Annotated in this window: 20 protein-coding genes; 10 read left to right on the top strand and 10 right to left on the bottom strand. The window is 70.1% G+C overall.

The annotated features are described in order from the left end of the window. Positions 1-322 precede the first annotated feature (322 nt). Positions 323-1,807, bottom strand: a complete 1,485-nt coding sequence (locus tag ABT297_RS37920) for a phthalyl amidase (protein WP_350557406.1) — start codon at positions 1,805-1,807, stop codon at positions 323-325. A 118-nt stretch (positions 1,808-1,925) separates the two neighbouring features. Between ABT297_RS37920 and ABT297_RS37925 the strand changes: the two genes are divergently transcribed. Next, a complete protein-coding gene (locus ABT297_RS37925; protein WP_350557407.1) occupies positions 1,926-2,582 on the top strand; it encodes a response regulator transcription factor in 657 nt (218 codons plus the stop codon). Continuing rightward, positions 2,579-3,640: a sensor histidine kinase gene (locus ABT297_RS37930; protein WP_350557408.1), complete on the top strand. Its 1,062-nt coding sequence runs from the start codon at positions 2,579-2,581 to the stop codon at positions 3,638-3,640. The genes ABT297_RS37925 and ABT297_RS37930 overlap by 4 nt, the downstream gene beginning before the upstream one ends. Before the next feature lie 3 nt (positions 3,641-3,643). Here ABT297_RS37930 and ABT297_RS37935 read toward each other — a convergent pair whose 3' ends face one another. After that, entirely contained in the window at positions 3,644-3,790 is a 147-nt protein-coding gene (locus tag ABT297_RS37935) for a hypothetical protein (protein ID WP_350557409.1), read from the bottom strand. A gap of 496 nt (positions 3,791-4,286) precedes the next feature. Between ABT297_RS37935 and ABT297_RS37940 the strand changes: the two genes are divergently transcribed. The 3 genes from ABT297_RS37940 (at position 4,287) to ABT297_RS37950 (ending at position 7,894) form a co-directional block, all read left to right on the top strand. Continuing rightward, the gene (locus ABT297_RS37940; protein WP_350557410.1) at positions 4,287-5,651 is read left to right on the top strand and encodes a condensation domain-containing protein; all 1,365 of its coding nucleotides are present in this window, start codon (positions 4,287-4,289) and stop codon (positions 5,649-5,651) included. 64 nt (positions 5,652-5,715) lie between these two features. Next, positions 5,716-6,015 carry a hypothetical protein gene (locus ABT297_RS37945; protein WP_350557411.1) on the top strand — a complete coding sequence of 100 codons (300 nt, stop codon included), beginning with the start codon at positions 5,716-5,718 and terminating at the stop codon, positions 6,013-6,015. Positions 6,016-6,100: 85 nt separating this feature from the next. Beyond that, positions 6,101-7,894 carry a DUF4118 domain-containing protein gene (locus tag ABT297_RS37950; RefSeq protein ID WP_350557412.1) on the top strand — a complete coding sequence of 598 codons (1,794 nt, stop codon included), beginning with the start codon at positions 6,101-6,103 and terminating at the stop codon, positions 7,892-7,894. 180 nt (positions 7,895-8,074) lie between these two features. Here ABT297_RS37950 and ABT297_RS37955 read toward each other — a convergent pair whose 3' ends face one another. Genes ABT297_RS37955 through ABT297_RS37970 form a run of 4 tightly spaced genes read right to left on the bottom strand, consistent with a single transcriptional unit; the run spans position 8,075 to position 13,615 of the window. Then, positions 8,075-10,483: a glycoside hydrolase family 38 N-terminal domain-containing protein gene (locus ABT297_RS37955; RefSeq protein ID WP_350557413.1), complete on the bottom strand. Its 2,409-nt coding sequence runs from the start codon at positions 10,481-10,483 to the stop codon at positions 8,075-8,077. Beyond that, positions 10,480-11,373 carry a carbohydrate ABC transporter permease gene (locus tag ABT297_RS37960; protein WP_350557414.1) on the bottom strand — a complete coding sequence of 298 codons (894 nt, stop codon included), beginning with the start codon at positions 11,371-11,373 and terminating at the stop codon, positions 10,480-10,482. The genes ABT297_RS37955 and ABT297_RS37960 overlap by 4 nt, the downstream gene beginning before the upstream one ends. Further along, positions 11,370-12,341 (bottom strand): carbohydrate ABC transporter permease, encoded by a 972-nt coding sequence (locus ABT297_RS37965; RefSeq protein ID WP_350557415.1) that lies wholly within the window; start codon positions 12,339-12,341, stop codon positions 11,370-11,372. Before ABT297_RS37965 ends, ABT297_RS37960 begins: the two co-directional genes overlap by 4 nt. Continuing rightward, complete coding sequence (locus tag ABT297_RS37970) at positions 12,338-13,615, bottom strand: ABC transporter substrate-binding protein (protein ID WP_350557416.1); 1,278 nt, start codon at positions 13,613-13,615, stop codon at positions 12,338-12,340. Before ABT297_RS37970 ends, ABT297_RS37965 begins: the two co-directional genes overlap by 4 nt. Positions 13,616-13,773: 158 nt before the next feature. Here ABT297_RS37970 and ABT297_RS37975 point away from each other — a divergent pair, with 158 nt between their 5' ends. From ABT297_RS37975 to ABT297_RS37990, 4 genes are all read left to right on the top strand, one after another. Continuing rightward, entirely contained in the window at positions 13,774-14,829 is a 1,056-nt protein-coding gene (locus ABT297_RS37975; RefSeq protein WP_350557417.1) for a LacI family DNA-binding transcriptional regulator, read from the top strand. Positions 14,830-14,926: 97 nt separating this feature from the next. Then, complete coding sequence (locus ABT297_RS37980; protein ID WP_350557418.1) at positions 14,927-15,295, top strand: CocE/NonD family hydrolase; 369 nt, start codon at positions 14,927-14,929, stop codon at positions 15,293-15,295. 370 nt (positions 15,296-15,665) lie between these two features. Further along, positions 15,666-18,326, top strand: coding sequence for a fascin domain-containing protein (locus ABT297_RS37985; protein WP_350557419.1), 2,661 nt, complete (start codon positions 15,666-15,668; stop codon positions 18,324-18,326). Positions 18,327-18,449: 123 nt separating this feature from the next. Further along, positions 18,450-21,632 carry an ATP-binding protein gene (locus tag ABT297_RS37990; protein WP_350557420.1) on the top strand — a complete coding sequence of 1,061 codons (3,183 nt, stop codon included), beginning with the start codon at positions 18,450-18,452 and terminating at the stop codon, positions 21,630-21,632. Between the two features lies 1 nt (position 21,633). Here the strand turns inward: ABT297_RS37990 and ABT297_RS37995 are convergent, their stop codons facing one another. The 4 genes from ABT297_RS37995 to ABT297_RS38010 all read right to left on the bottom strand — a co-directional run bounded on the left by ABT297_RS37995 (position 21,634) and on the right by ABT297_RS38010 (position 24,719). Next, on the bottom strand, positions 21,634-22,488 hold the full coding sequence (locus tag ABT297_RS37995; protein WP_350557421.1) for an ABC transporter permease: 855 nt from the start codon (positions 22,486-22,488) through the stop codon (positions 21,634-21,636). Positions 22,489-22,570: 82 nt separating this feature from the next. Next, a complete protein-coding gene (locus ABT297_RS38000; RefSeq protein WP_350557422.1) occupies positions 22,571-23,584 on the bottom strand; it encodes an ATP-binding cassette domain-containing protein in 1,014 nt (337 codons plus the stop codon). A 35-nt stretch (positions 23,585-23,619) separates the two neighbouring features. Beyond that, entirely contained in the window at positions 23,620-24,177 is a 558-nt protein-coding gene (locus tag ABT297_RS38005; RefSeq protein WP_350557423.1) for an NADPH-dependent FMN reductase, read from the bottom strand. An 80-nt stretch (positions 24,178-24,257) separates the two neighbouring features. Further along, entirely contained in the window at positions 24,258-24,719 is a 462-nt protein-coding gene (locus ABT297_RS38010; protein WP_350557424.1) for a MarR family winged helix-turn-helix transcriptional regulator, read from the bottom strand. A 155-nt stretch (positions 24,720-24,874) separates the two neighbouring features. Here ABT297_RS38010 and ABT297_RS38015 point away from each other — a divergent pair. Continuing rightward, on the top strand, positions 24,875-25,683 hold an 809-nt coding region (locus ABT297_RS38015; RefSeq protein WP_350557425.1), incomplete at its 3' end, for an RNA-guided endonuclease InsQ/TnpB family protein.

Genomic DNA, 25,683 nt, shown 5'->3' on the forward strand with positions numbered 1-25,683 from the left:
ACCTCGGCCAGCGACCTCCGCCACGCCCACGCCGGCGTGTCACCGGTACCACGCCGGCTGCGTGCCAGAGCCCACACCGCCAGCGCGGCCAACGGCAGTACGGCCACCGTGATGAGTGCCACGCCGGTGAACGTGCCGAACCAGCCGTGCCATCCCTTGAGCATGCCGCCTCCGCTTCCGTCCGGCCGTGACATCTGTCCGGCCCGCCCTTCCCGGCGGCTGGCCCGACCGTCCGCTGCCGGGGCGCTGAACACGCCTCGACAGCGGCCGGGCTGGGATGAACCCGCCTGAAACGCGCCGCTTGCAACTGTGCGGGTAGAGGTCAGGGGCAGGCGGGTGCGACGAAGTCCGCCCGGACGCCGACAGTGAACCGGCAGCCGAAGTCGTCGCGGGCCACCACGCGCCGGTCGAGGATGGCGTCCCCGGCCGGACGGTGCCCGGTGCGGACCCAGCTCACCAGGTCGTCGAAGCCCCGGGCCAGCTCGGCACCGGTGAAGTCGCAGTGCCCGGTGGCTCGGATCGCGCGCGACACGAACAGCCGCGACTGCCCGTGCGATCCGGCGCGGGTCGCGTAGACCTGCTCCATCGAGAACGGCACGAACAGGTCGCCGACGTTGTGCAGCGACAGCACGGGAATGCGTGGATCGCCGTGCACGCGCGGCACGCCGCTGAGGTCCGGGCTCGGCTGGGCCGTGTGGTCGACCCGGAGCGCGGTCAGGTTCAGCTTGATCTCGTCCGAGCTGGGCAGCCAGTGATCGTCCAGTTTGTACCAGGTGGACCGGTTGGATGTGAGGTTGCCGTCCGCGATGCCGGCCGTGCCGCCGTCAAGGCCGGGATAGAGCCCGAACAGGAACGGCATGTCGTTGTTCGGCGTCAGCCCTTTGAGCGCGTTCCAGAACGCGAACGAACTTTCGAAGCCGGGCCGCTCACCGCCGGAGCGCCGCTCGACCGCGTCTGACCACTGCCGCCCGGCAGGGGTCAGGTTCGGTGGCCGCCCGACTTCGACGCCGAGCGCCGCCTTGATGGCGTCCACCGTCGCGCGGAAGGTGGTCGGGAAGTCCGCCGGCGGTTGCAGTGGGAATCGCACGGGGACGCGCGCCAGCGCGGCCGCGGTCACCGTCGCGTCGAGGAAGTAGTCGAACAGCTCGGCGTCGCCGAGGGCGCCGCAGTACGGCATGGCGCCGACGAACGAGCCGCGGAACTGCTCGATCGCCACCGCCGTGATGTGGCCGCCCATCGACCCGCCTGTCAGGTAGACAGTGCGGGCCGCTGTGCCGTGGACGCGGGCGAACTGGGCGATCAGCGCGTGCGAGTCACGCACGCCCTGCCCGACGTCGTAGCCGTTGGTCTGGTAGCTGGACGCGGCCCAGGCGAAGCCCCGGGCCACGTAGTGGGCCCGCAGGTCGGGGTTGTCGACCCGCACGGTGACGCCGGCGCCTCGGTAGCCGTGGGCGAACACGACGAGTTCGCCGTTCCAGTTCAACGGCACCTCCATACGGAAGGCGGCGCCGTCCTCAATGCCGGTGTATGTCTTGCTGACGGGGTTGCCGCCCGCATCGGTGAGCGGCTGGAACGGGGTGCCGTTGAGGTCGCAGTTAGGATCGGCGACTGAATAACCGGGCCGGGTGGTGCTCGGCACCGGCGCGAGGCAGTTGACTGGCGCGGCCTGGGCTGCGTGGCTAGGCGTGACGAGCGCTGCGGTGAAGAGCAGGACGACGACAGCCGACCGGCACGCGTGCGGGGTCAGGGCCGCCAACCCTCCCCATCTGACCAGCCGCCGCCGGTCGATACCGAGTACCGAATCCATGATCACGGTCCTTTCCCGATCGATAAACGGACCGTTGCAGGTCTACCGACGACCGCCTATCGGTAGCCGATCGCCTTCCCATACGTCGCCCATATGTGGTGGTGGGGATACTGGGTGGATGCGGGTGCTGCTGGTCGAGGACGAGGAGCCGCTGGCCGCGTACATCGCAGCCGGGCTGCGTAAGCACGGCTGCGCCGTGGATGTGGCCCACGACGGTCGGCAGGCGCTGGACAGATGCGACGTCACTCCGTACGACGTGGTGGTCCTGGACCGGGACCTTCCGGTGGTCCACGGCGACACCGTGTGCCGGCTGTTGGCGCAGCGCGGCACCGCCCGGGTGCTGATGCTCACCGCGTCGGGTGCCGTGTCCGACCGGGTGGACGGGCTGGCCCTGGGCGCCGACGACTACCTGGGCAAGCCGTTCGCGTTCGCCGAGCTCGTCGCCCGGGTACATGCGCTGGCCCGGCGCGCCGCGCCGGCCCGCCCTCCGGTGCTGCGCGCGCGGGATGTCGCACTCGATCCGTCCCGGCGCACCGCCGAACGCGACGGCCGGCTGCTGTCGCTGACCCCGAAGGAGTTCGGGGTGCTGGAACGGCTGCTCGCCTCCGACGGTGCCGTGGTGAGCGCGGAGACGCTGTTGGACAAGGTGTGGGACGAGCATGCCGACCCGTTCACCAACGCGGTCCGGATCACGGTCAGCACCCTGCGCCGGAAGCTCGGTGATCCGCCGCTGATCGAAACCGTGACCGGTGCCGGATATCGGATCGCCCGATGACCTGGCGACTGACCGCCCGCAGCCGGCTCACCCTCGTCTACACCGGCCTGGTACTGGCCGCCGGATTGCTGCTGACGGCGCTGACGTATCTGCTGTTGTTTCGCAGCCTGCGGCTGCGTATCGACGAGGCGATGTCCAAGCTGCTGACCCAGGCTGTGCCGGCGCTGCTGGTGTTGACCGCGCTGGCTGGGCTGACCGGCTGGCTGGTGGCCGGGCGGATCCTGCGCCCCATCCGCGCGATCTCCGGTACCGCGGACCGGCTGTCCGCGGAGAACCTGTCCGAACGGGTACCCGTCCGCCAGCCCGCCGACGAACTCTCCGCACTGGCCACCACCATCAACGGCATGCTGGACCGCATCCAGCACGGCATCGCCGAACGCGACCGGATTCTCGACAGCCAGCGCCTGTTCGTCGCCAACGCCGCACACGAACTGCGTACCCCGCTCACCACCATGCGTACCGCCATCGATGTCACCCTCGACGGCGAACCCGACCGGGCCGAACTCATCGCGATGGCCGGCGACATCGCCACCGCGGTCGAAGCCAGCCAGCGCACCCTGGACGGGCTCCTGGTCCTGGCCCGCAGCCAGGCCGGTCCGCTCCGCCGGACGCCCGTGGACCTGGCCGAGGTTGCCGCCGCGACCGTTGCCGCCGCCGGCCGCGCGGCGAACGGGGCCGTCACCCTGCAGGCCGACCTGCGGCCGGCACCGGCCAGCGGCGAGCCGGTACTGCTGGAACGGATGGCCGGCAACCTGCTGGACAACGCCCTGCGCTACAACCACGCCGGCGGACACGTCACGATCACCTCCGGCACCGCGAACGGGCACGCGTTCCTACGGGTGCTCAACACTGGCCCGCCGGTCACACCGGACGAGGAACGACGGCTGTTCGAACCGTTCGTCCGAGGCGCCGCCAACGGCACCCGCGGGGCCGGGCTCGGCCTGTCCATCGTCCGCGCGGTCGTCACCGCACACGACGGAGAGATCTCCGCCACCGCCCGGCCGACCGGCGGCATGGACATCGCCGTACACCTGCCACAGGCCCCTATGTTCGGGTGATGGTCAGCAGACGGCGGCTAGGAAGCACAGCGGCTGCCGGTCCGGGTCGCCGAACACCGGGCCGGGCCGCCAGTCGATCGGGGTGCGGCCGGAGTAGTCGAAGCCAACGAGCAGGCCAGGATCGTCGGGGCGTCGGCGGGCATAAGGCACCGCCCCGGATCCGGGGCGGCTTGCGTTGGTGCCCTGGCCGCGATGGAGGATGGAGCAACGACGACGCGCCGAATGGGTCGGCGCCGACACCAACCCCGCGCCGTTGCTCAGCCGGGATGACCATCGGCTGACCGCACGGGCAGCACCAGCGGCGCAGCGGATCCACTGCTCCGCACCAAACAAGGTCGCCGGCATCGCGACGGAATCCCAACGTATCCGTGGTTGCCCGCTTCCTCAACGACAGGCTGCCCGTCCGACGCGTTGAGCCGGACCCATTCGTCCGCTACGAATCCGTACACTCCGCCAGGAAAAAGGATATATCGATGGTGTCGGTGTGTCCGGCCGTGCCGGGCACGCAGGGACGCGGCAATGGCGGGTGAGCGGGAGGTCGTTGGCTTGCCGGCCCTCGCGACCCTGGCCAGCGGACTCGCCGAGACTCGTCGCGACGCCGTCCGGTTATCTGTTAAGACTCTGTACGATATCGTCCGGGTGATCGATGGACTTCGTGGCATCAGGAAGGGCCGGCGGCATGGCAGAACAGATCATTGTCGCCTTTGAGGGCGAGGGTTCCGGCGTCGACGACCTGTCCTGGGGCCAGCTCGACCTGTGGATGGCGATGCGGCGCCAGAACTCTTGGCTGCCCTTGGGCGGTGCGGTGGCGTTGCCCGCCGGCACCAGCCTCGCCGACGTCGTGGAGAACCTCCGCTACCTGATGAGCCGCTATCAGCCGATGCGTACCCGGCTGCGCTTCGATGCCGACGGCCGGCCGTCCCAAGTGGTTTCCAGCTCGGGTGAGATCGCGCTGGACGTCGTCGATGCGGGCGACGACGACCCGGCGCAGATCGCTGAGGCGATGCGGCGGCGGTACGAGGAGACCGAATACGACTTCGTGACGCAGTGGCCGCTGCGCATGGGCGTGGTGGTGCGAGCGGGGCTGCCGACGCACCTGGTCATCATCATGTGTCACCTGGTCGCCGACGGTTCGGGCGCCGCGCTGATGATAGCCGAGCTCGACGCCCGGGAAACCGCGCCGATCAAGGGGATGCAGCCGCTGGAGCAGGCCAGGTGGCAGCGTTCGCCGGCCGGTGTCCGGCAGAACCAGGCAGCGCTGCGCTATTGGGAACGGCTGCTGCGGACCATCCCGGCGCGCCGGTTCGCCGGCTCGGATGACCGGCGGCAGCCACGCCATTGGCGGGGTGAGTTCAGATCCCTGGCTCTGCAGCTGGCGACGCAGGCGATCGCCGACCGGGCCGGTATGGACGCCTCGCCGGTGCTGATGGCCGTCTACGCGATGGCGCTGCACCGGATGACCGGGATCAATCCGGTGGTGTTCCGGCCCACGGTGAACAACCGATTCCGCCCCGGGCTCGCCGATGTGGTGTGCACCGTCGCCGAAAGCGGTCTCTGCGCGCTGGACGTCGCGGGGGTGCCCTTCCCGGAGGCACTGACGCGGACCCGGCAGGCGGCGATGGCGTCGTACAAGCACGCCTACTTCCATCCGGTAGACGTGGACGACCTGATCGCGAGAGTGGCCCAGGAGCGGGGCCCGGACTTCGACATCGGCTGCTTCTACAACGACCGCCGCATCACCACGCGAGCAGGCTCGGCCGGCCCGACACCGACGTCGGCACAGATTCGCGATGCCCTCTCCGGCAGCCAGACCACGTTCCGCTGGACGATCCGGCAGGACGACCCCTTCGAGAGGCTGTTCGTCCACATCGACGACGTAGCGGACGCCGTGCAGATCACGGTTTTCATGGACACCCATTTCGTCTCGCCCGGCGACGCGGAGGCGTTCCTGTACGGGATTGAAGAGATCGCCGTAGAGGCCGCACTCGAACTGGTACCTCATCCGAGTTGAAGCGTTCTCGGAGGCGGTGCCCCCCGACGCCGAACGGATCGCACAACGGAATGCAAGGAGCGCCATGAGGAGATGGTGCGGGGCCGTGGTCGTCGTCGGGGTGGCGCTGGCCGCCCTGGCAGGAGTCGCCGGGTGCGACGGCAGGGCGGCGGTCGCGCCGGACCCGCCGGGGCCGCTGCCCTCAGGCGTGGCGCCCGAGGCCGTGACGCGGTGGGCGCAGTTCCCGGCGGACCGCACACCGCGGCCGGTCGTACTGCTGGACGAGCTGCCGCTGTCGTCCGGGTACCTCACCATCGTCAGCGTGGGCAACGGCTGGCCACCGATGTCTCATTGCGAGCGCTGCGCTCAACCGGAATCGGGCTAAAATACTATAAGTGCATGTCGGTTCGCTGTCCCGGTTGGTGCGACCGACACCCCCGCCCCGAAGCTTGGGGATCGCGGTCGCCGCCTTGCTGATCGTGGTGGAGACCCTGCTGGCTTACCCACTCCGGCAGGTCATGACACCCTTTTACCCGGGCATGATCTACATCGTCGGGGTGCTGGTGGCCTCGACTGTGTGGGGAATGTGGCTCGGGCTCGCCACCGCGGTGACGAGCACCGTGGCGTTCGTCTTCTTTTACGTTCAGCCCGTCGGCGGGTTCGCCGTCTCCGACATGCGGCAGGTCGTCGGGCTGGCGCTGCTGCTCATCGTCGCGGTGGCCACGAGCGCGGTGGCGGACCTGTCCCGGCTGCGCTCCGTCCAAGCCGGGGAGTCCGATCTCACCGCTGAGACGGCCCGGCTGGTGCTACACGCGGACGATCTGCCCGCGGTGCTGCCCGCGGTCGCGCAGTGCATCGCGCGATCGCTTGAACTGCCGGACGCGGCGATCCACCTCGCCGCCGTCCCCGGTGACGGGCGGCACTTGGCGTTTCCGCTGTGCGCCGGCGCCGCCCAGCTGGGGACCCTGGTGGTGCCGGTCGGCGTGCCCGAGCGGACGGTCCTGCGGCTGCGGCAGCGGGTCGTACCGTCATTGGCGTCGCTGTTGCACGCCGGCTGCGAACGGGCGGCCGTGTTGGACTCGTTGGAGGCAAGCCGGGAGCATCTGCGCCAGTTGGCCGCCGAACAAGCCGCGTTGGGGCGGGTGGCGAACCTCGTGGCGCACGGCGGTAGCCCATCCCAGGTCCTGGACGCGATCACGACGGAGCTGTCCGGGCTGCTCGGCGAGTACGCCACCTGGCTGTGTCGCTACGAACAGGACGGCACGGCCATCGTCGTCTCGACCAACCCGCCCTTCCAGCGGCCGGACCAGATGCGCTGGCCGTTGGAGGGCGAGAACGTCCTGACGATGGTGTGGGCCACCGGCCGCCCTGCCCGGATGGACAGCTTCGAAGCCGCCACCGGCCGCGCCGCCGCGCACGCCCGTGAGCAGGGCATCCGCTCCGCGGTCGGGGTGCCGATCGTCGTCGATGGGCGGCTGTGGGGCATGGCGGGTATCGCGTCCGCCGAGTCCGAGCCGCTGCCACCCGACACCGAGGCTCGCGTCGCGGGCTTCGTGGACCTTGCCGCCACCGCCGTCGCCAACGCCGCCAGCCGGGCCGAGCTCGCCGCGTCCCGGGCCCGGCTGGTCGCCGCCACGGACCAGGTCCGCCAGCGCATCGAGCGCAACCTGCACGACAGCGCACTGCAGCATTTCCTCGCCGTCGCGATGCGCCTCGGCACCGTACAGGCCAGCCTGCCGCCGGAGCAGGAACCGGCCAAGGCGGAACTGTCGGGCGTCCTGTGCGACCTGAACAGTGCCGTGAACGACCTGCGGGAGATCTCGCGGGGCATCCATCCGACGTTGCTGGCCGCGGGCGGTCTCCCACCCGTGTTCAAGGCACTCGCCCGCAGGTCGCCCGTAGCGGTCGACCTCGATCTGCGCACCTGCCCGCGCCTGCCTCCCGTGGTCGAGACAGCCGCGTACCACGTCGTGTCCGAAGCGCTGACCAACGCGGCCAGACACGCCCACGCCTCGGTGGTGCGGGTGCGAGCGGCAACCCGGGACGGCATCCTGCACCTGTCGATCCGTGACGACGGCGTCGGAGGCGCCGATCCGCACCGCGGGACCGGACTCACCGGCCTCCGCGACCGGGTCGAGGCACTCGGCGGCCACCTCACCATGACCAGCCCCGCGGGCGGCGGCACCCTGCTGATGGCCACCATCCCGGCCGCATCCGCAAAACCGGCTGATCGCGACTTCCTGCGGTGGCCGCCTCCGGCCTGAGTCCCAACGTCCGTACCCTGCACCCTCGACGGCCTGTCCCGCGACGAGGTCGGCGCCCTGATCACCCGCACGGCCGGCCGTGAGCCGGGCCCGGAGCTGCTCGACGAGGTGCACCGCCGCACCGGCGGCAATCCGTTATTCCGGGCCCCCGCCTGCAGCAGTTGCTTGTGGAGGCCGGGGTCACAGCCTGCCCGCCGCCGGTCCACGCCCTCCGGTCGTCACCGGCCACGTGAGCACGGGGCTGCGGAACGTCGCGGCTCTCGCCGCGATATCGGCCAGGTCGGGTTCAGCGAGCGTCAGCAGCCCGTACCGGAAGGTGACGCGCCCATTCTGGACCTGCGGGTAGTTCGTGTCCCAGTAGTTGTTGGCCACCCAGCTGAGCAGCAGCGGATCGGGATCCCGTGTGATCGCGTCCGGCGGCGGCCCGAAATGGAAGCCGCCGAACTGGACCAGCGGCGTGTCACGGGTGAGCAGCGCGACCGCGCCATGTCCGTCCCACATCGCCGCCGCCGACTCGACCGTCACCCAACCGCGGGATGCGCCGGGCAGTTGCTCGTCGTCGAGGGTTACCAGCTGTCCGGCGGTGTCGAACACGGCCTGCCATCCCGAGTGCATCGCCAGCGGCACGGCGAAGTAGATGCCGCTGGGCGAGGAGTCTCCGGCGAGGTCGATGTCGACGTCGATGTGGATGACCGGGTCGATCGCGTCGAGAGCGATTCGCTGCGTCAGGCTTCTGGTGCCGGGTGCGGCGAAGCGACGTACCAGCGTGACACGTCCGGGTCGTTCCTCCACGGTGCAGCTCAGCACCCGCTCGGCGGGTTCACGGATCGGCGTCCACGGCTGCCAGCAGGACTCGTCGAGCATCTCCAGTTCCAGGTCCCGCCGATAGAAGGCACGCCGGCTGTCGTCGGCGAGTGGGTCAGGGCGCTCCCGGATGAATGACATCAGGTCGATACCTGAGCGCGGGCGCAGGACGGCGCGACCGGTGGCGCGGTCGACCAGGGAGATGATCCGCCCGGATTCGGGATCGTAGAGCAGCTCGTGGAACGGCGAGGTGATGCGGCCCGTCGAGGCGACGCGGTTGACCGCGGCGGCGAAGTTCAGCTCGCGAGCCGACTGCTGGCGCCGGACGATGTCGTGCTTCGGCTGATCGGGAAAGGCCGGGCCGGGTAGCTCGTCGACGCCGATGATCCGCCAGGTTCGGGCAGGGAGATCGACTGGCCCGAACCATCGGCGTGGTTCGTTCGCAGCGGGAGTGCGCCAGGGCCGGTTCTCGTACGCCATCCGGCTGGCCCGGTAGGTCCGTTCGGTGGCCGGCGTCGGTGCGGCGAACCAGTCGTCGGGGAGGTCGAGGGTGACGCTGCGGTCGTACTCGGTGGGGTTGCAGACCAGGACGCGGGCAATCCGCTTGTCTGCGACGGGGTTGCCCGCGAGGCGATCGAGCGCGTCCATGACGGCGAATGCGGCCAGTTCGTGGCCCCGGTGGGCGCCGGCCTGCTTGATGGCCTCGATGGCCTGTGCCTGGGGGTTTCCCGGTTCGGTGTTCCAGTGGCTCCAGGTGTGCTCGTCGAACAGGTCGACCTGCTCGGCAGCCTGGGCGATGAGGTTTGGGTCGGCTCGCAGGGCCTGCGCGGCCGCCAGGAGCGGTTTGGTCTGCTGGTTCACGGCAGTGGCCACCGGGGTGCTGGCGGCGCCGAAGCTCCAGTAGTCGGTCCAGTCGCCGCGGAGGGTGGGAATGTCGTCGTCGGGTACTCGCAGGACCCGCTCTCTGAGGTCGTCGAAGGTCGCGTATCGGATGCGAGGGCCGCGTTCCTGCTCGTTCCAGCGCCGGATCAGGTCGGGCAGGTACGGGTTCGGCGGCGCGTTGTCCCACATGACGGGGGAGCAGGTCGAGCTGAGATAGACGAAGGGGAGCGGGTAGCCGGTCCGGATCAGCCGCTCGTGGAGGGCGTCCCAGCCTTCGGCCAGGCGCTCCACCGAGTCGTCCCAGGCGTTGAGGAGTTGGTCGAACATGGTGTAGTGGCTGCCGTTGAAGACGCGCAGGTGCCGTCCGGACGGCGCCTGCCAGGCGAAGAGTCCGGGCCGGGGCGTCACGGGCCGGCCGAGGTGCCGGTTGATCGCCGTGACGAACAGGTCGACGCCGGCATCGAGCAGTTCGTCGGCGATCGGCCACGGGACACCGTTGACGTCGTGCTGGCAGGCGACCGGGATGCTCCGGCCGACGACATCTTCCAGCTCGCGCTTGCCGGCGAGCAGCCGCCGGATCCCCGGCCGGTCGATCAGGGCAGTCACGTTCCAGCGCAGCGCGGAGAGCCCGATCCGGCCCTGGTCGCACAGGTCCTTGAAGCGCACGATCTGCTCGGGGGAGGCGTCGGCCAGCCAGCGCCGGACCGGTTCGGTGGCCTCGCAGGTCCATTTCGGCCGGCAGTCTTCCGGGAGGTCGGCTGTCTCTTCGAGCCAGTCTATGGCCTGGGAGATGTATTCGGCCTGGAGCCGCCACAGGATCGGCTGGGAGTGCGTGTAGCCGATATCGAGGTGGCTGTGGTGCAGGACGAGGATCTCCTCGATGCGGGCCGCGTGGTGGATCACTTGGTGGCTCCTGAGGTGAGTCCGGCGATGAACTGCTTTTGCATGGCGAGGTAGCCGGCGACGGGGATGATGGCTGCCAGGAACATCACGCCGAACAGCTGGGCGTAGTTGGTGGTGTATTGGCCGAGTGACAGATACAGCCCGGTAGTAATGGTTTGTCCATGGAGCGGGCCGAGGATGAACTGCGGGTTCATGAAGTCGTTCCAGATCCACAGGGACAGGAAGATCGCGACGGTGGCGGTGGCGGGGCGCAGCAGCGGCATGACGATCGTCCACCAGATGCGCAGCATCCCAGCGCCGTCCATGGCCGCCGCCTCGACGATCTCGCGGGGTACGGTTCGCAGGAATCCGGAGTAGACGAAGACCGCGAAGGACAGATACCCGCCGCCGACGTTGGCCAGGATCAGTCCGGCATAGGTGTGATCCAGGTGCAGGAATGTCAGGATCCTGATCGTGGGCAACAGCACCACCGCGGGCGGGATCATCAGGCCGGCGGCGAAGCCGGCCAGGGCGATCCGGCGGAAGCGCGCCGATCGGAGGGTCAGCCAGAAGCTGAACGCCGCCCCGAGCGGGAGGACCAGCAGCAGCGAGACGATGACGGTGAACGCGGAGTTGGTCAGGCCGATCTGGATGATCTTGTCGGTGCGGGCCAGGGCGTCGCTGAGGTTCTGCGTGGTCGGCGGCACGGGCGGCGCCGACGGGTTGCGGATGATCTGGTCCTGGGTCTTGAAGGCGTTGACGATCGTGAGGTACACGGGGCTGACGAAGGCCAGCGTCAACAGCGCGGCCGCGGCAAGGTGGCCCTTGGCGATCACGGCGCGGCGGTTCCTGCCCCGCACGGGCGCGGTCGGCGTGGCGGTCCGGCGCGGCTTCGAGGTCGTCGTGCTCACAGGTCCACCTCCCGGCGGCGCAGCAGCCCCGTCACCGAGAGCGCGATGACGGCGGAGAGGACCAGCAGGAGCATCGCCACCGCCGAGGCGTAGCCGAACTGGTCGTCGGTGAATGCGAGTTTGACGATGTACAGGGCGGTGGACTGCGTCGCGTTCGCGGGGCCACCGGACGTCAGTGCCGCGATGATGTCGTACAGCTTCAGCATCGTGATCAGCGAGATGGTCACGCTGATCGTCGTGCCCGGAGCCACCATCGGCAGGGTGATGCGCCGGAATCGCTGCCAGCGCCCGGCGCCGTCGACCATGGCGGCCTGATACATGTCCACCGGGACGGACTGCAACGCGGCCAGGTGCACGACGGTGGTGAAGCCGGTCAGCACCCAGGCGCAGACCAGGCCGACCGAGAACATCGCCATGCCCGGGCTGCCCAGCCAGGTGATCGGCCGGTCGATGATCCGCGCGGCGATCAGGAGTTCGTTGAGGATGCCGTCGTGCGCCAGGATGTAGCGCCAGACGAAGCCGACGATGACCCCGGAGAGCACCTGCGGCAGGAAGGCGACGGTGCGCATCGTCCGGAAGCTCAGCGACGTCTTGTTCAGCAGCATCGCGAACCCGATCCCGGCGACGTTGGCCACGATCGTCACCGCGCCGGCCATGACCAGGGTGAAGGTGAGGCTGGCCGTCAAGCGCTCGTCGTGAATCATGTCGGTGTAGTTGTCAAGCCCGACGAAGTTGGCGTGGGCCAGCAGCGGGTTCTCGTCGGTCAGGCTCTTCCAGGCGCTCATGATCACCGGGATGATGATGAACAGCGCATACAGGCCGATGGCCAAGACGGCGAGGGCTCCGAGCGCGGTCTCGCCGCGGTGCCGGCGGGCACGAGTGATCATGGCGCTTCCCTTGGTGAAGGTCGATGAGACGACGAGCCGGCGCCGGGCCTCGATCGGCCCGGCGCCGGTGTCGGGGGTCACTTGGTCGCTTTGTCCCAGGCGGCGTCGAGCTTGGCCATCTGGCCGGCGATGTCATCGGAGTTGTAGAGCGCCTGGCAGGCGGCGTAGTACTCGTCGTTGAGGCCGGAGGGCATCGAGTCGTCGTTGGTCGCCCAGCCGAACGCCGAGACCTTGGTGTTGTCCTTCTGGACGTAGGCGTAGGACTCCTCGAACACCTTGGTGACGGTGACGTTGTAGTCGGCCAGGGTCTTGCCCTTGAGCATCGGGAACGCGCCGTCGCCCTCGATCAGGGCCTTGTGGCTGGCCGGGTCCAGGGACCAGGCCTGGGCGAAGGCGGTCGCCTTGTCCGGGGCGGCGGTCTTGGCGCTGATCGCCATCGAACCGCCGACCGCGAACGGCACGACCAGTGAGCCGTCATCGGTGGGCGTCATGAACGCGCCGAAGTCGTCGGCGTGGTCCTTGGGTACCGAGCCCAGGAACCAGCTGCCCATCATGTACATGGCCGCCTTGCCGGAGGTGAAGTTCGTGATCGAGTCGGCGTACTTGACTCCGAGCGCGCCCTCCTCGAAGTACCCGTTCTTGGCCAGCGACCGGTACTTCGCCACCGCGGTCTGGACGTTCGCATCGCTGAACTTGACCTTGCCCGCGTAGCGGTCCTGCAGCCAGTTCGCGTTCTTGCCAAGCACGTCGGCGGACAGGATGCCGGTCAGTGGCATCGAGGCCGCGAACGGGTCGCCGCCGCCGAGCTCGATCGGGGTGATGCCGGCCGCCTTGAGCTTGGCGCAGGCGGCCGTGAACTCCGACCAGGTCTTCGGCGGCTGGGTGATCCCGGCCTTGGCGAACAGCGTCTTGTTGTAGAAGACCATCGGGATGATCTGCGAGTTGGTCGGCGGGATGTAGACGCTGCCCTTGTAGGCGTTGCCCTTGGGCAGCAGGAAGTTGGCGTCGATCCAGCCCTGGTCATACGGCTTGAGCAGGCCCGCCTTGACGAACGTGGAGGGGGTGATCGACTGTAGGAGGTCCGGGAACTGACCGGAGGCCTGCAGTTGCTTGGCGTAGGCGTCGCGATCGGTGGTCGGGGCGACCAGCTTCCTGACCGTCAGGCCCGGAACAGTCTTCTGGGCGCTGGCGATCGTGGTGTCCCAGAACGATGCGGTCAGGCTGGGGGTTTCGAAGGTGAGGTAGGTGAGGGTGGTCGATCCATCCTTCGCACCGTCGGGCGACGCGGCGGAGCACCCGGCGATCAGAGCAAGCCCGGCGGCGAGGCCGGCCGCGAGCAGACGATTGTGCCGCATGGAAGTCTCCAGGGGGATGATGTGGCCCGACGGGTGGCACGGCTTGGCGCCGGAACCCCTGCGGGATAACGTTATCCCGCAGAGGGTAGGCCTAGGTTTCGGGTATGTGTCAAGCGTCACTCTGTAACGACGCTGTAACGCGATGAGGGAGAACGTGGATGAGCCACGCACAGGGCGGGGGCAACGCCGGCGCGCGGGTCAAGCGGCCGACCATGGTCGATGTAGCACGCGAGGCTGGGGTGGCCCTGCGCACGGTGTCGCGGGTCGTCAACAACGACCCGACGGTCGGGCCCGAATACGTCGCCAAGGTCAAAGCGGCGATCACCGCGCTGAACTTCCGCCCGGACGAGCGGGCGCGTCAGCTGCGTACCGGCGTCACCGGCACGATCGGCGCCGCCGTGCGGCGCATCGCCGAGACCAACCCAGCACTGGCCGCCATCGAGCAGACCGCCCGCAGCGCCGGCCTGACCCTGCTGGCCTCCTCCACGGACTTCGACGAGAGCCGCGAACGCGACATTCTGGTCTCCATGTGCCGGCAACGCCTCGACGGCATCGTCGTCGAGCCGTTCGGCGAAAGTCACAGCTACCTGGAACCCGAGCTCGAGGCCGGCGTGCCGGTCGTGACCATGGACCGGCCGATGAGCGGGCTGCCGGTGGACTGCGTCATGTCCGACAACGCCGCAGGCATCGGCATGGCGTTCCACCACCTGTACCAGCACGGACACCGCCGTATCGCCTACCTCGGCGACAGCGAGCGCGTCTTCTCCGGCCGCGAGCGCGCGGCCGCCTTCCGGACCGCGCTCGTTGCCCATGGGCAGCCGGTGAGCGGCCTGGTGCACCCCGGCGACATCACGGCCGAGCGCGTCGCCGCGGCCCTGGACGCGGTATTGCAGGGCCCCAACCCCGCGACGGCGCTGGTCACCGGCAACCCGGACACCACCATCGCGGTCCTGCGCCGGCTGGGACCGCAGGCCGCCTCCCGCCTCGCGATCGTGGCCTTCGACGACGTCCCCCTCGCGGACCTGCTGCAACCGGCGCTGACCGTCATCGCTCAGGACACCGCGACAATCGGCCGGACCGCGGTCGAGCTGCTCTGCGCCCGCATCGCCGACCCGTCCCGGCCGGTGCAGTCGGTCGTCCTCCCGGTGTCGCTCACCGCACGAGGGTCCGGCGAGGTCCCGGTCCCGGCCACGTCGTCGGCTGCAACGCTGTGACAGGGGTCTTGACAGCGCCGCGCGGCGCGGCCCACTCTTCGAAATAACGTTATTCCTCCGCGAGGCGCGCCGGACAACCACAGCGGGAGGTGCCGTCGTGGATACGAACCCGCTGGAGGTCCGGCTCGAAAGCGGGCTCGAAGCGACGATGCGCGACGGCACCATCCTGCGCGCCGACGTCTACCGGCCGGCCGGCGCAGGTCCGTGGCCGGTTCTGCTGGCCCGCAGCCCGTACGGCAAGCAGGACCCGACCGTGCTCGCCCGGCTCGATCCGGTCAGCGCCGCCGGCCGCGGCTACCTGGTTGTCATCCAGGACTGCCGCGGCCGGTTCGAGTCGCAGGGCGTGTGGGAGCCGCTGGTCCATGAAGGCGCCGATGGCGACCGGCCTCAGGAATACGTGATCGACCTGTGGTCGACGGCGCATGTCTTCCTGCCCGGCCACCGCATGCGCCTACAGATCACCTGAAGCTGCTTCCCCCGGTGGGACCGCAACTTCGGGACTTTGGGCGTGACCGGAGACACCGGCAGCGGCCTGACGCCCTCGGCCCGCATGCCGGTCGCCATCCAGTCCGTTTATCACGACGCGGCAAGACCGTCGCGAATCATCCTTCCGATCTTGCGGACGGAGGCCAACTCGGAGCCGGGCGGCGCCGGCCGCCAAAGCTGAGTGAAGATAACGATATCCCAAAAAGCGCGATCACTGACCTTTACGGCCGTCAATCTACGGAATAACGTTACCTCATCAGTGCGACTGCGTTTCGGCGGCGTGGTTGACGACACCCGACCCGCCGACGCCGCACCCAGGCCCGGCGGGGATCGCGAAAGCGAGAGCATCCGTGAAACACACCCCCAATGCCAGACGCCTGCGCGGTCCCGCCGCCGTGCTGCTGCTGGCCGCCGCCCTGGTCACCGTCATCCGGCCCGGCGCCGCCGCCGCCGACTCGGCCACCGCCAGCCACGCCGCGCGCATCGTCGGCCAGTACACCGGCACCTGGAACACCCCACCGAGCAACCTGACCTCGGGCTCGACCCAGGACGGGCCGATGATGGGTAACGGCGACGTCGGCGTCGTGGAAGGCGGCCCGATCACCAACCAGACCTTCTACATCGGCAAGAACGACTTCTGGTCGTCCACCACCCACGCGATCAAGCCGCTCGGCCGGGTGGTCGTGTCGGCGTCGGGGCTGTCCGGCGCCTCGTACAACGTCGTGCAGGACATCAAGAACGCCGAGGTCCGCGGCACGTACACCTTGGGCGGCCAGACCCTGCGCACCACCAGCTGGGTGGACGCCAACGCGAACCTGTTCGTGACGTCGTTCACGCTGACCGGTGGCAGCACCCAAAGCATCGGCATCACCCTGCAGAACGGCTCCGGCGGGACGCCGGCGGCGTCCAACGACGGCCGGGTGCTCAGCGGCGATGTGCAGGCCGACACCGGCGGCCCCGGCGACCCGCGGGCCCGCATGGCCGCCCGCACCATCGGCGGCTCCCAGTCGATCTCCGGCAACCGGCTGACCCTGACGCTCGCCCCGGGCACCACGTCGACGCTCGTCGTCGGCGTCCAGTCCAGCATCGACACCGGCGGCTACCAGAGCAGCGCGGTGTCGATGGTCACCAACCTCACCCAGACCGACGCCGACAACCACAATGCCTCGCATCGCGGCTGGTGGCAGAACTTCTGGTCCCAGTCGTACGTCGAGATCCCCGACAAGGCGATCGAGAAGAGCTGGTACGGCTCGCTGTACCTGCTGGCCAGCGCGTCACGCAACGGCAAGTACGCCCCGGGCCTGTGGGGCAACTGGATCAGCGGCAACATGGCGTGGAACGGCGACTATCACACCAACTACAACTACGAGGTGCCGTTCTACGCCGCGCTCACGACCAACCACGTCGACCAGGCCGGCAGCTACGACAAGCCGGTGCTGGACTGGCAGTCGCGCGGGCAGCAGCTGGCCGCGCAGAACGGGTTCACCGGCGTCTACTACCCCGTCGGTATCTCGCCCGGCGGCACGAGCGCCGACACGGCCCTGCACAACCAGAAGTCCAACGCCGCGAACCTGGCCAGCAACATGGTGATGCGGTTCGAGTACACCTACGACACCGGCTACGCCAACCAGGTGTACCCGTGGCTGAAGCAGGTCGGCCTGTTCTGGCAGAACTATCTGACCTGGGACGCGGCCCGGAACCGTTACGTGATCACCAACGACGCGCCGCACGAGGGCCAGGCCTACCCGCAGACCAACAGCAGTATGTCGCTGGGCCTGGTGCACCTGCTGTTCCAGGGTCTGGTCGACATGAGCACCGCCCTCAACGTCGACGCGACCACCCGCGTGACGTGGCAGAACATCCTGTCGAACCTGAGCACCCCGGCCACCTTCACCCGCAACGGGCAGACCGTGGTACGCGAGACCGAGGTCGGCAGCGACTTCATCGACGACGGCAACGACATCGCCGCGCAGTACATCTACCCGGGCGGCCTGGTCGGCCTGAACAGCTCGGCAACCGACCTGCAGAACGCCCGCAACACCATCGGCCAGCTCGGCAACGCCTGGCACGGCGGCAACGCGCCGTGCACCTTCTATCCGGCCGCTGCCCGGGTCGGGTACAACCCGTCGACGATCCTGTCGAACCTGCGCACCGAGGCGACCAGCAGCAGCTTCACGAACATGGCCATCCACCACAACGGCGGAGGCCTGGAGAACGTCAACGTGGTCCCGTCGGGCGTCAGCGAGATGCTGCTGCAGTCGTTCCAAAACGACGTCAAGGTGTTCCCCAACTGGCCGTCGAACACCAACGCCAAGTTCGGCGACCTGGCCGCCTACGGTGGGTTCCTGATCTCGGCCGACCTGGAGAACAACGCCGTGCAGTATGTGCGCGCGGTGAGCCAGAAGGGCCGGTCGCTCGTGTTCACCAACCCGTGGCCGGGTCAGACCCTGGAGCTGTACCGCAACGGCGCCTCGGCCGGAACGGTGTCCGGTACCCGGGTCACCGTCACCACCTCGGCCGGCGAGACGCTGCACCTCGCACCGGCCGGCACCTCGTACGCCGAGATCCAGCGCCGCATGGGGCTCGCCCTCGGCGCCGGTGGAAGCGGCGGTGGCGGCGGCAGTGTGAGCCTGCGCGCCCGCGTCAACACCAACATCGTCAGCGCCGACAACGCCGGCACCTCGCCGCTCATCGCCAACCGCACGGCGATCGGCCAGTGGGAGCAGTTCGACCTCATCAACAACACCGATGGCAGCGTGAGCCTGCGCGCCCGCGCCAACAACAACATCGTCACCGCGGAAAACGCCGGTGCCTCGCCGCTCATCGCCAACCGTGCGGCGATCGGCCCGTGGGAAGCGTTCGACCTCATCAACAACAGCGACGGCAGCGTGAGCCTGCGCGCCCGCGCCAACAACCAGTACGTCACCGCGGAAAACGCCGGTGCCTCGCCGCTCATCGCCAACCGCACGGCGATCGGCCAATGGGAGAAGTTCGACCTGATTCGGAACTGACCCGGGTACGACAGACGGACCTGGCGGCGGCCCGGGGCAATGTTCCGGGCCGCCGCGCGTTCGAGCGTGCGTGTCCCGGCGTCCCCGATTGTTCTCCGGACGTTCCGCTACGGTGGAGACGTCATGGATCTCATCGGGCGGGAGCATCCCGCGGGCCTGCTGCGCACGGCGGTTGACCGTGCCCTCGCGAGCCATGGCGGGCTGGTGCTGGTCGGCGGCGAGCCCGGTATCGGCAAGACGACGCTCGTCACGGCCGCCGCCGACGAGGCCCGGCGCCGGGGCGCGCTGGTGCTCGGGGCGGCGTGCTGGGCGTCCGGCAGCGCGCCCGGATACTGGCCGTGGGTGCAGGTCGTGCGCGGGTTGCGCCGCTCGCCCGACGACTGGGAGCTCGCGCGCGAGGCCGCGGAGCCGGGTCTGCGGCGCCTGCTGGGCGAGGCGCCGACCATCGAGGCCCCGACCACCGGGATCCGTGGCGCCGACGACGACGGCGTCGGTGGAGCGGACCGAGGCGACAGCGACGAGGAGGCGTTCGCGCTCCACGACGCCGTCACCACCGCCCTGGTCGCTGTCTCGCAGCGGCGGACGGTCGTCGTCCTGCTCGACGACCTGCACTGGGCCGACCCGGCCTCGATGCGGCTGCTGCAGTTCGCCGCGCAGCACACCTGGTTCGAGCGCCTGCTGCTCATCGGCACCTACCGTGACGCCGAGGTCGAGTCGGCCGACCACCTGCTGCGGCCGCTGCTGCTGCCGCTGACCGCCAAGGCGACCACGATCACCCTCGACGGCCTGTCCCGCGATGAGGTCGGCGCCCTGATCACCCGCACGGCCGGCCGTGAGCCGGGCCCGGAGCTGCTCGACGAGGTGCACCGCCGCACCGGCGGCAATCCGTTCTTCGTCGAGCAGACCGCCCGGCTGTGGCGCGTCGACGGTGAGGCCGGTGCCATCGCGCCCGGGGTGCGGGAGGCCGTGCGGCAGCGGCTCGCGCAGCTGCCCGCCGCGGTCGTCGAGGCGCTCACCGTAGCCGCCGTGCTCGGCCGCGAGTTCCACCGGCAGGTGCTCGCCGACTGCGTGCCCAGCCCGGCCGCGGAGACCGACCGGCTGTTGGGCCGAGCGGTCACCGCGCGGCTCGTGGTCTCCCGCAGCGGCGGGCGGTTCGCCTTCGTGCACGATCTGGTCCGCGAGACCCTGTACGACGGGCTGGGCGACGAGGACCGGCGCGCCCGGCACGCCGCCGTGGTCCGGGCCGCCGACCGCTCGGCGGCGCTGGCCGAGCGGCTGCTGCCCGGTGAGCTGGCCGGGCACGCCTGGCTCGCCGGTCCCGGCGTCGACCCGGCGCACGCCACCGACCTGCTGCTCGTGGCCGCCCGGGCGGCCACGCGCCGGCTCGCGTCGGACGAGGCGGTGATGCACTACCGGCGCGCGCTCGACGTCGTCGCCGACCCGGCGCAGCGCACCAAGACGATGGTGGAGCTCGGCCAGACCCTGCGGCACCACTACGGCGACCGGACGGCGGCCGAGCGGCTCATGGCCGAGGCCGCGGCGATCGCGCTCGACCTCGACGACCCGGTGGTCCTCGCCCGCGTGGCCATCACGGTGTACCGGTACCGGCACTCCTCGGACAGCACCACCGACCCGGAGCGGCTCCTCCGCGAGGCGCACCGCCGCCTGATCGGCGAGCCCGCGAGCGCCGCGGCACCCGGAGCCCTCGTCACCGACCTCATCACGGCCACCGAGACGCTCGCCCGCAAGGGCCAGGACGACGAGGCGCTCACCTTCACCCTCTGGGCGCGGCACGACACCACCTGGGGGCTCGGCACGGCCGCCGACCGGGCGGCGCTCACCGCCGAGATCCGCGACGTGGCCCGCCGCACCGGCGATGTGGAGACCGAGCTGTGGGCGACCTCGCTGCGCTGGGTCGCGCTGCTGGAACTCGGCGACCCGGGCTACTACCGGGAGTTGACGGCCCTGGCCACGCTCGGTCGGGGGGAGGACCTCGCGTCGTACCGGATGATGCTCGCCATCGACGGCGGGGTCGTCGCCGGGTTCCGCGGCGACTTCGCCGAGGCCGACGCGTGTTACACCGAGCTGGAGTCGTTCGGCGAGTGGACCGACGGCGACTACGCGTTCACCACCCCGCACCTGCGGTGGGCGTGGCTGTTGCCACAGGGCCGGTTCGCGGAGATCGACGCGCTGCTCGACCGGCCCGACCTGCCCGACCGCGACTACGTGCAGCTGCTGCGGGCGATCACGGCGGCCGAGCGCGGCGACGCCGGTACCGCCGCAAGGCTCACCTCTGCCATCGAGGCCGCCGGCGTGCGGTACGGTCGCGCCGTCTCCCCGCTCTGGCACCGCCTCCGGGCCGAGGTCGCCGCCGCCTCGGGCGACCACGGCCGGTGCGCCGAGGTGCGCGAGGTGCTGCGGCCGTACCGCGGGCAGTGGCTGGTCGCGCTGTTCGGCTGCGACGTCAGCGGCCCGGTGGACCACTGGCTGGCGCGGCTCGACCTCGCCGAGCGGCGCTGGGACGACGCCGTCGCCGGCTTCCGCGCCGCCGGCGAGGCCGCCGACCGGATGGGTTCGCGGCACTGGTCGCTGCTGGCCCGCGCCGGGCTCGTGGAGGCGCTGTCGGGCCGCGGCCAGACGGAGGAGGCAGCCGCGCTGCGGGCTGCGGTGGCCGAGCAGGCGCGGGCGCTTGGCATGCCGCACGTCGCCGGCCGGCTCGGCGCGCAGACAGCGGCACCGGCGCACGAGCCGCCACCCGCCGACCACGAGTTCCGCTTCGACGGGGCGGTCTGGCGGCTCGCATACGCCGGGACCATCGTCCACCTGCCCGACGCGAAGGGCCTGCACGACCTGCGCCTGCTGCTGAGCCGCCCCGGCGTGGACGTGCCGGTCGCCGAGCTGCTCGACCCGTCCGCCGGCCCCGAGCTGGCCGCCGCCCACCGGCTCGGCGGCGACCCGGTGCTCGACGACGAGGCGAAGACGCGGTACCGGCACCACCTCGGTCTGCTGGACGAGGAGATCGACCGGGCCGCGATGCGGGGCGACGAGCCGCGGCTCGCCGCCCTCGACGCCGAGCGCGCGGCGCTGCTGGAGCAGCTGCGGGCGGCGGCCGGCCTGGCCGGGCGCACCCGCCGCCTCGGCGACGAGGCCGAGCGCGCCCGCAAGACGGTCACCGCCCGCATCCGCGACACGCTGCGCCGCCTCGACGAGCGCCACCCGGCCCTCGCCGCGCACCTGCGCGACACGGTGTCGACCGGTAGCGCGTGCTCCTATCGCACGCCCTCGCCGCCACCGTGGCGCCTCTGAGTCAGCGGCGGTTGTAGCGGTACATCGTGAGCGTGCCGAACACCACCAGGAAGCCGGCGCTCCACAGCAGCAGCCACATCGTGTTCGACGGGTCGGACGAGCCGGACATGACCGCCCGCACGGCCGCCACCAGTTGGCTGACCGGGTTGACGTTGACGAACGCCTGCAGCCAGCCGGGCATGGTGGCGGGGCTGACGAAGACGTTGCTGAGGAACGTCAGCGGGAACAGGATCATCATGCTCACGCCCATCACGGACTTCTCGCTGCGCAGGACGAGGCCGAAGTACGTCCACACCCACGAGAACGCGAAGGAGAAGACCAGCAGCAGGCCGATCCCGGCGAGCACGCCGACCACGCCGCCGTCCGGGCGGAATCCGAGCACCAGGCCGATCCCGAGGATGACGAACGCGGCCAGGACGTAGCGCAGCAGGTCGCCGAGGATCATGCCGACCAACGCGGCGGGACGCCAGACCGGCAGCGTCCGGAACCGGTCGAAGACGCCCTTCTCGATGTCGGTGTTGAGGCCGACCCCGGTGTACATCGTGATCATTACGACGCTCGTGACCATGATGCCGGGCAGGAAGAACTGGAGGTACTCACGCGGGCTGCCGGCGAGCGCGCCGCCGAACAGGTACGTGAACATCAGCACCATGATGATCGGGAACGCCGTCACGTCGAACAGCTGCTCCGGCACGTGCTTGATCTTCAGCATCGCCCGCCAGCCGAAGGTCATCGACGCCGTCAACGCGCTCGGGCGGGGCGGGCGCGCCTCCGGGGCGAGGACCGTGGCGAGGGCCTCGGCCGAGGGCACGAAGACGGTCGGCGCTCGCCCGCTCGACGTTGCAACCTCGGTCATGCTGCCTCCGCTCCGCTCCGGCCGCACGAGCTCCACCCTGAGCCCATGATGATCGGCCTCCTCCGCTTCGCTCCGGAACCGCTCATCGAGCTACCTCCAACTGTTCGTCCCGCTCGCCGGCCGGCTCCGCGGGGTGGTCGGTCAGGGCCAGGAAGACCTCGTCCAGGCTGGGCTGGCCGAGGGAGAAATCGTCGACGACGATGCCGGCGCGAGCCAGGTCACCGAGCGCCCGCGCGGCCTGTTCGCTCGCGTCGAGGTCGGAGCCGGCCCCGCCGACCCGTGCGGTCAGTGCCACCGGGTCGGCGTCCAGCTGTACGGGGACGCCGAGGGCCGCCTGGAGTACCGTTTCCGCCTCCGACCGCCGTCCGGGATCCCGTAGCCGCACGTGGACGGTGCCGGAGCCGACCGACGACTTCAGCTCGCCGGGCGTGCCCTCCGCGATCACCTTGCCGTGGTCGACCACCGCGATGCGGCCGGCGAGCTGGTCCGCCTCGTCGAGGTACTGCGTGGTGAGCAGCACCGTCGTGCCGTGCGCGACCACCGCGCGGACGATCTCCCACACCTGGTTGCGGCTGCGCGGGTCGAGGCCGGTCGTCGGCTCGTCGAGGAACAGCAGGTCCGGGGTGCTCAGGATGCTCGCCGCGATGTCGATGCGGCGGCGCATGCCGCCCGAGTACTTCTTCACCTGCCGCGCGGCCGCGTCGGTCAGGCCGAATGCGGCGAGCAGCTTCTCGGCCCGCTCGCGGGCGGCCGGCTTGCGCAGCCCGAGCAGGCGGCCGAGCAGCACGAGGTTTTCGAAGCCGGTCAGGTCCTCGTCGACCGACGCGTACTGCCCGGTCAGGCTTACCCGGGCCCGGACCGCGTCGGCCTCGGCCACGACGTCGTGCCCGAAGACCCGGGCCCGCCCGCCGTCGGGGCGCAGCAGGGTCGCCAGCACGCGGACCGCCGTGGTCTTGCCGGCGCCGTTCGGCCCGAGCAGGCCGTAGACGGTGCCGGCGGGGATGCGCAGATTCATGCCGTCCAGTGCGCGGTTCTCGCCGAACGTCTTCGTCAGGCCCTCGGCCTCGACGGCCACGCCCGTGGTGCGTTCACTCACGGATGCAAACCTTCCTCTTCGTCTTCGTCACTGTCTCAGTTCACATAGGGCCGCACTGCGCGGCCCTCGCGGAGCGTCATGCCCCACCACCACAGCTCGTCGAGCAGCAGCCGGCAGTCCTGCCGCAGCCGGTCCAGGCACTCCGCCCGCTCGTTGTACGGGTTGAGCAGGTCGAACGCGACGGTATCGCGCACCGTGACCGCGTGCAGCGCGGTGAAGACCGTCCGCAGCCCGTCCACCGCGTGCAGCCCGGTCGACCGGCACCCGTACGACACGAAGCCGACCGGCTTGGCCTGCCACTCGTCGTACGCGTAGTCGATCGCCTGCTTCAACGAGGCCGGGAAGCTGTGGTTGTACTCCGGGGTCACGACGACGAACGCCTCGGCCCGGTTGATGTCCTGCACGAACGACCGTATCGCCGCGGTAGGCTCCGCCGGGTAGCTGCCGGGAAACTCGTACGCGGCGAGGTCGACGACGGTCACCGCCAGGTCGTCCCGCCGCATCGCCTCCTCGGCGAACCGGCGGCCGATGGTCTCGCCCGCGCGACCCTCGCGCGTGCTGCCGATGATCACGGCGAGCTGGAGCGGTGCCATGCTGCCTCCTCGGGGTCGGTCACCCCTTTGGCGCTAGACGCCGCCCGGCGCCCGCTAGATCGAATCTCGCGGGACTTCGCTTACTCAGATCGACTCACCGCGGTGACTTCCCGGTCTTCGAGGGAGTCGATGAGCCGGGTCAGGAGTTCTTCCAGGAGGTCGCGTTCGCCGGCGGCTGTCGCCAGAGTTGCCATGCTGGCGTCGATCCGTTGGCTGACGCGCTGGTGGAGCCTGCGACCGCGGGGGGTGAGGTGGGCGCGGATGCGGCGCCGGTCGATCTCGTCGCCCCGCCGGTACACCAGGTTGTCGTCGACGAGGTGGTCGAGGAGTTTGGTGAGCGTGGCGGGTGGGAGGAACGCGTGCTCGGCGAGCTCGGTCATGTGGTGGCCGGCGCCGTCGGAGAGCAGGGTGATGACGCGCCAGGCGTCGAGTGAGCAGCCCTCGGCGGCGAGGATTGTGGACAGACGCCGGCCCAGCAGCCGCTCGGCCCGCGTCAGTAGCTGTATCAAGTCCTGGGGCTGACGCGTGCGCCGCGTGGTCATCGGATTCCTTCCGCGGATACTCCGGCCTTCAGGCCGGAGAGGAAACGGGACCCCTGCGGAGCAGGGTAGAGGAAGCCGATCCGCCGCCAAAACGGATTGGCGTATGCCAGCGCGTCACAGCAGTGTTCACTGATGAGCGTGTTAGCTTGTGAGCCATGACCGCGGCCGTGAAGCGGGCATTCAAGTACCGTTTCTACCCGAGTCCCGGGCAGTCAGTCGAGCTTGCCCGGACGTTTGGCTGCGTCCGGCTGGTTTACAACATGGCGTTGCAGGCCCGGACCGAGGCGTGGACGTTGCGGCAGGAACGGGTCAGCTACACCACCACCAGCGCGATGCTGACCGCGTGGAAGAAGACCGAGGAACTGGCGTTCCTCAACGACGTCTCCTGCGTGCCGTTGCAGCAGACGTTGCGGCACCTGCAGGCGGCGTTCGCGAACTTCTTCGCTGACCGGGCCCGCTACCCCCGGTTCAAGAGCAAGAAGAAGTCCCGGAAGTCGGCGGAGTACACGACCAGCGCGTTCCGGTACCGCGACGGCCAACTCACGTTGGCGAAGATGACCGAACCCCTGCACATCGTGTGGTCCCGGCCCCTGCCCGACGGCGTGTCCCCATCTACCGTGACCGTGTCGCAGGACGCGGCCGGGCGCTGGTTCGTGTCCCTGCTCTGCGACGACCAGATCGAGCAAATCCCGACCACGGACGCGGCGGTCGGGATCGACGCCGGCCTCGACAGCCTGCTCACCCTGTCCACCGGGGAGAAGATCACCAACCCGAAGCACGAGCGCTCCGACCGGGCGCGGCTGGCCCGCGCCCAACGGAACCTCGCGAAGAAGGTGCAGGGTTCCGCCAATCGGGCGAAGGCCCGGCGTAAGGTCGCCCGCGTCCACGCCCGGATCGCCGACCGGCGCCGCGACCACCTGCACAAGCTGACCACTCGGCTCGTTCGTGAGAACCAAACGATCGT

Source organism: Dactylosporangium sp. NPDC000555 (genome assembly GCF_040300025.1).
Taxonomy (GTDB): Bacteria; Actinomycetota; Actinomycetes; order Mycobacteriales; family Micromonosporaceae; genus Dactylosporangium.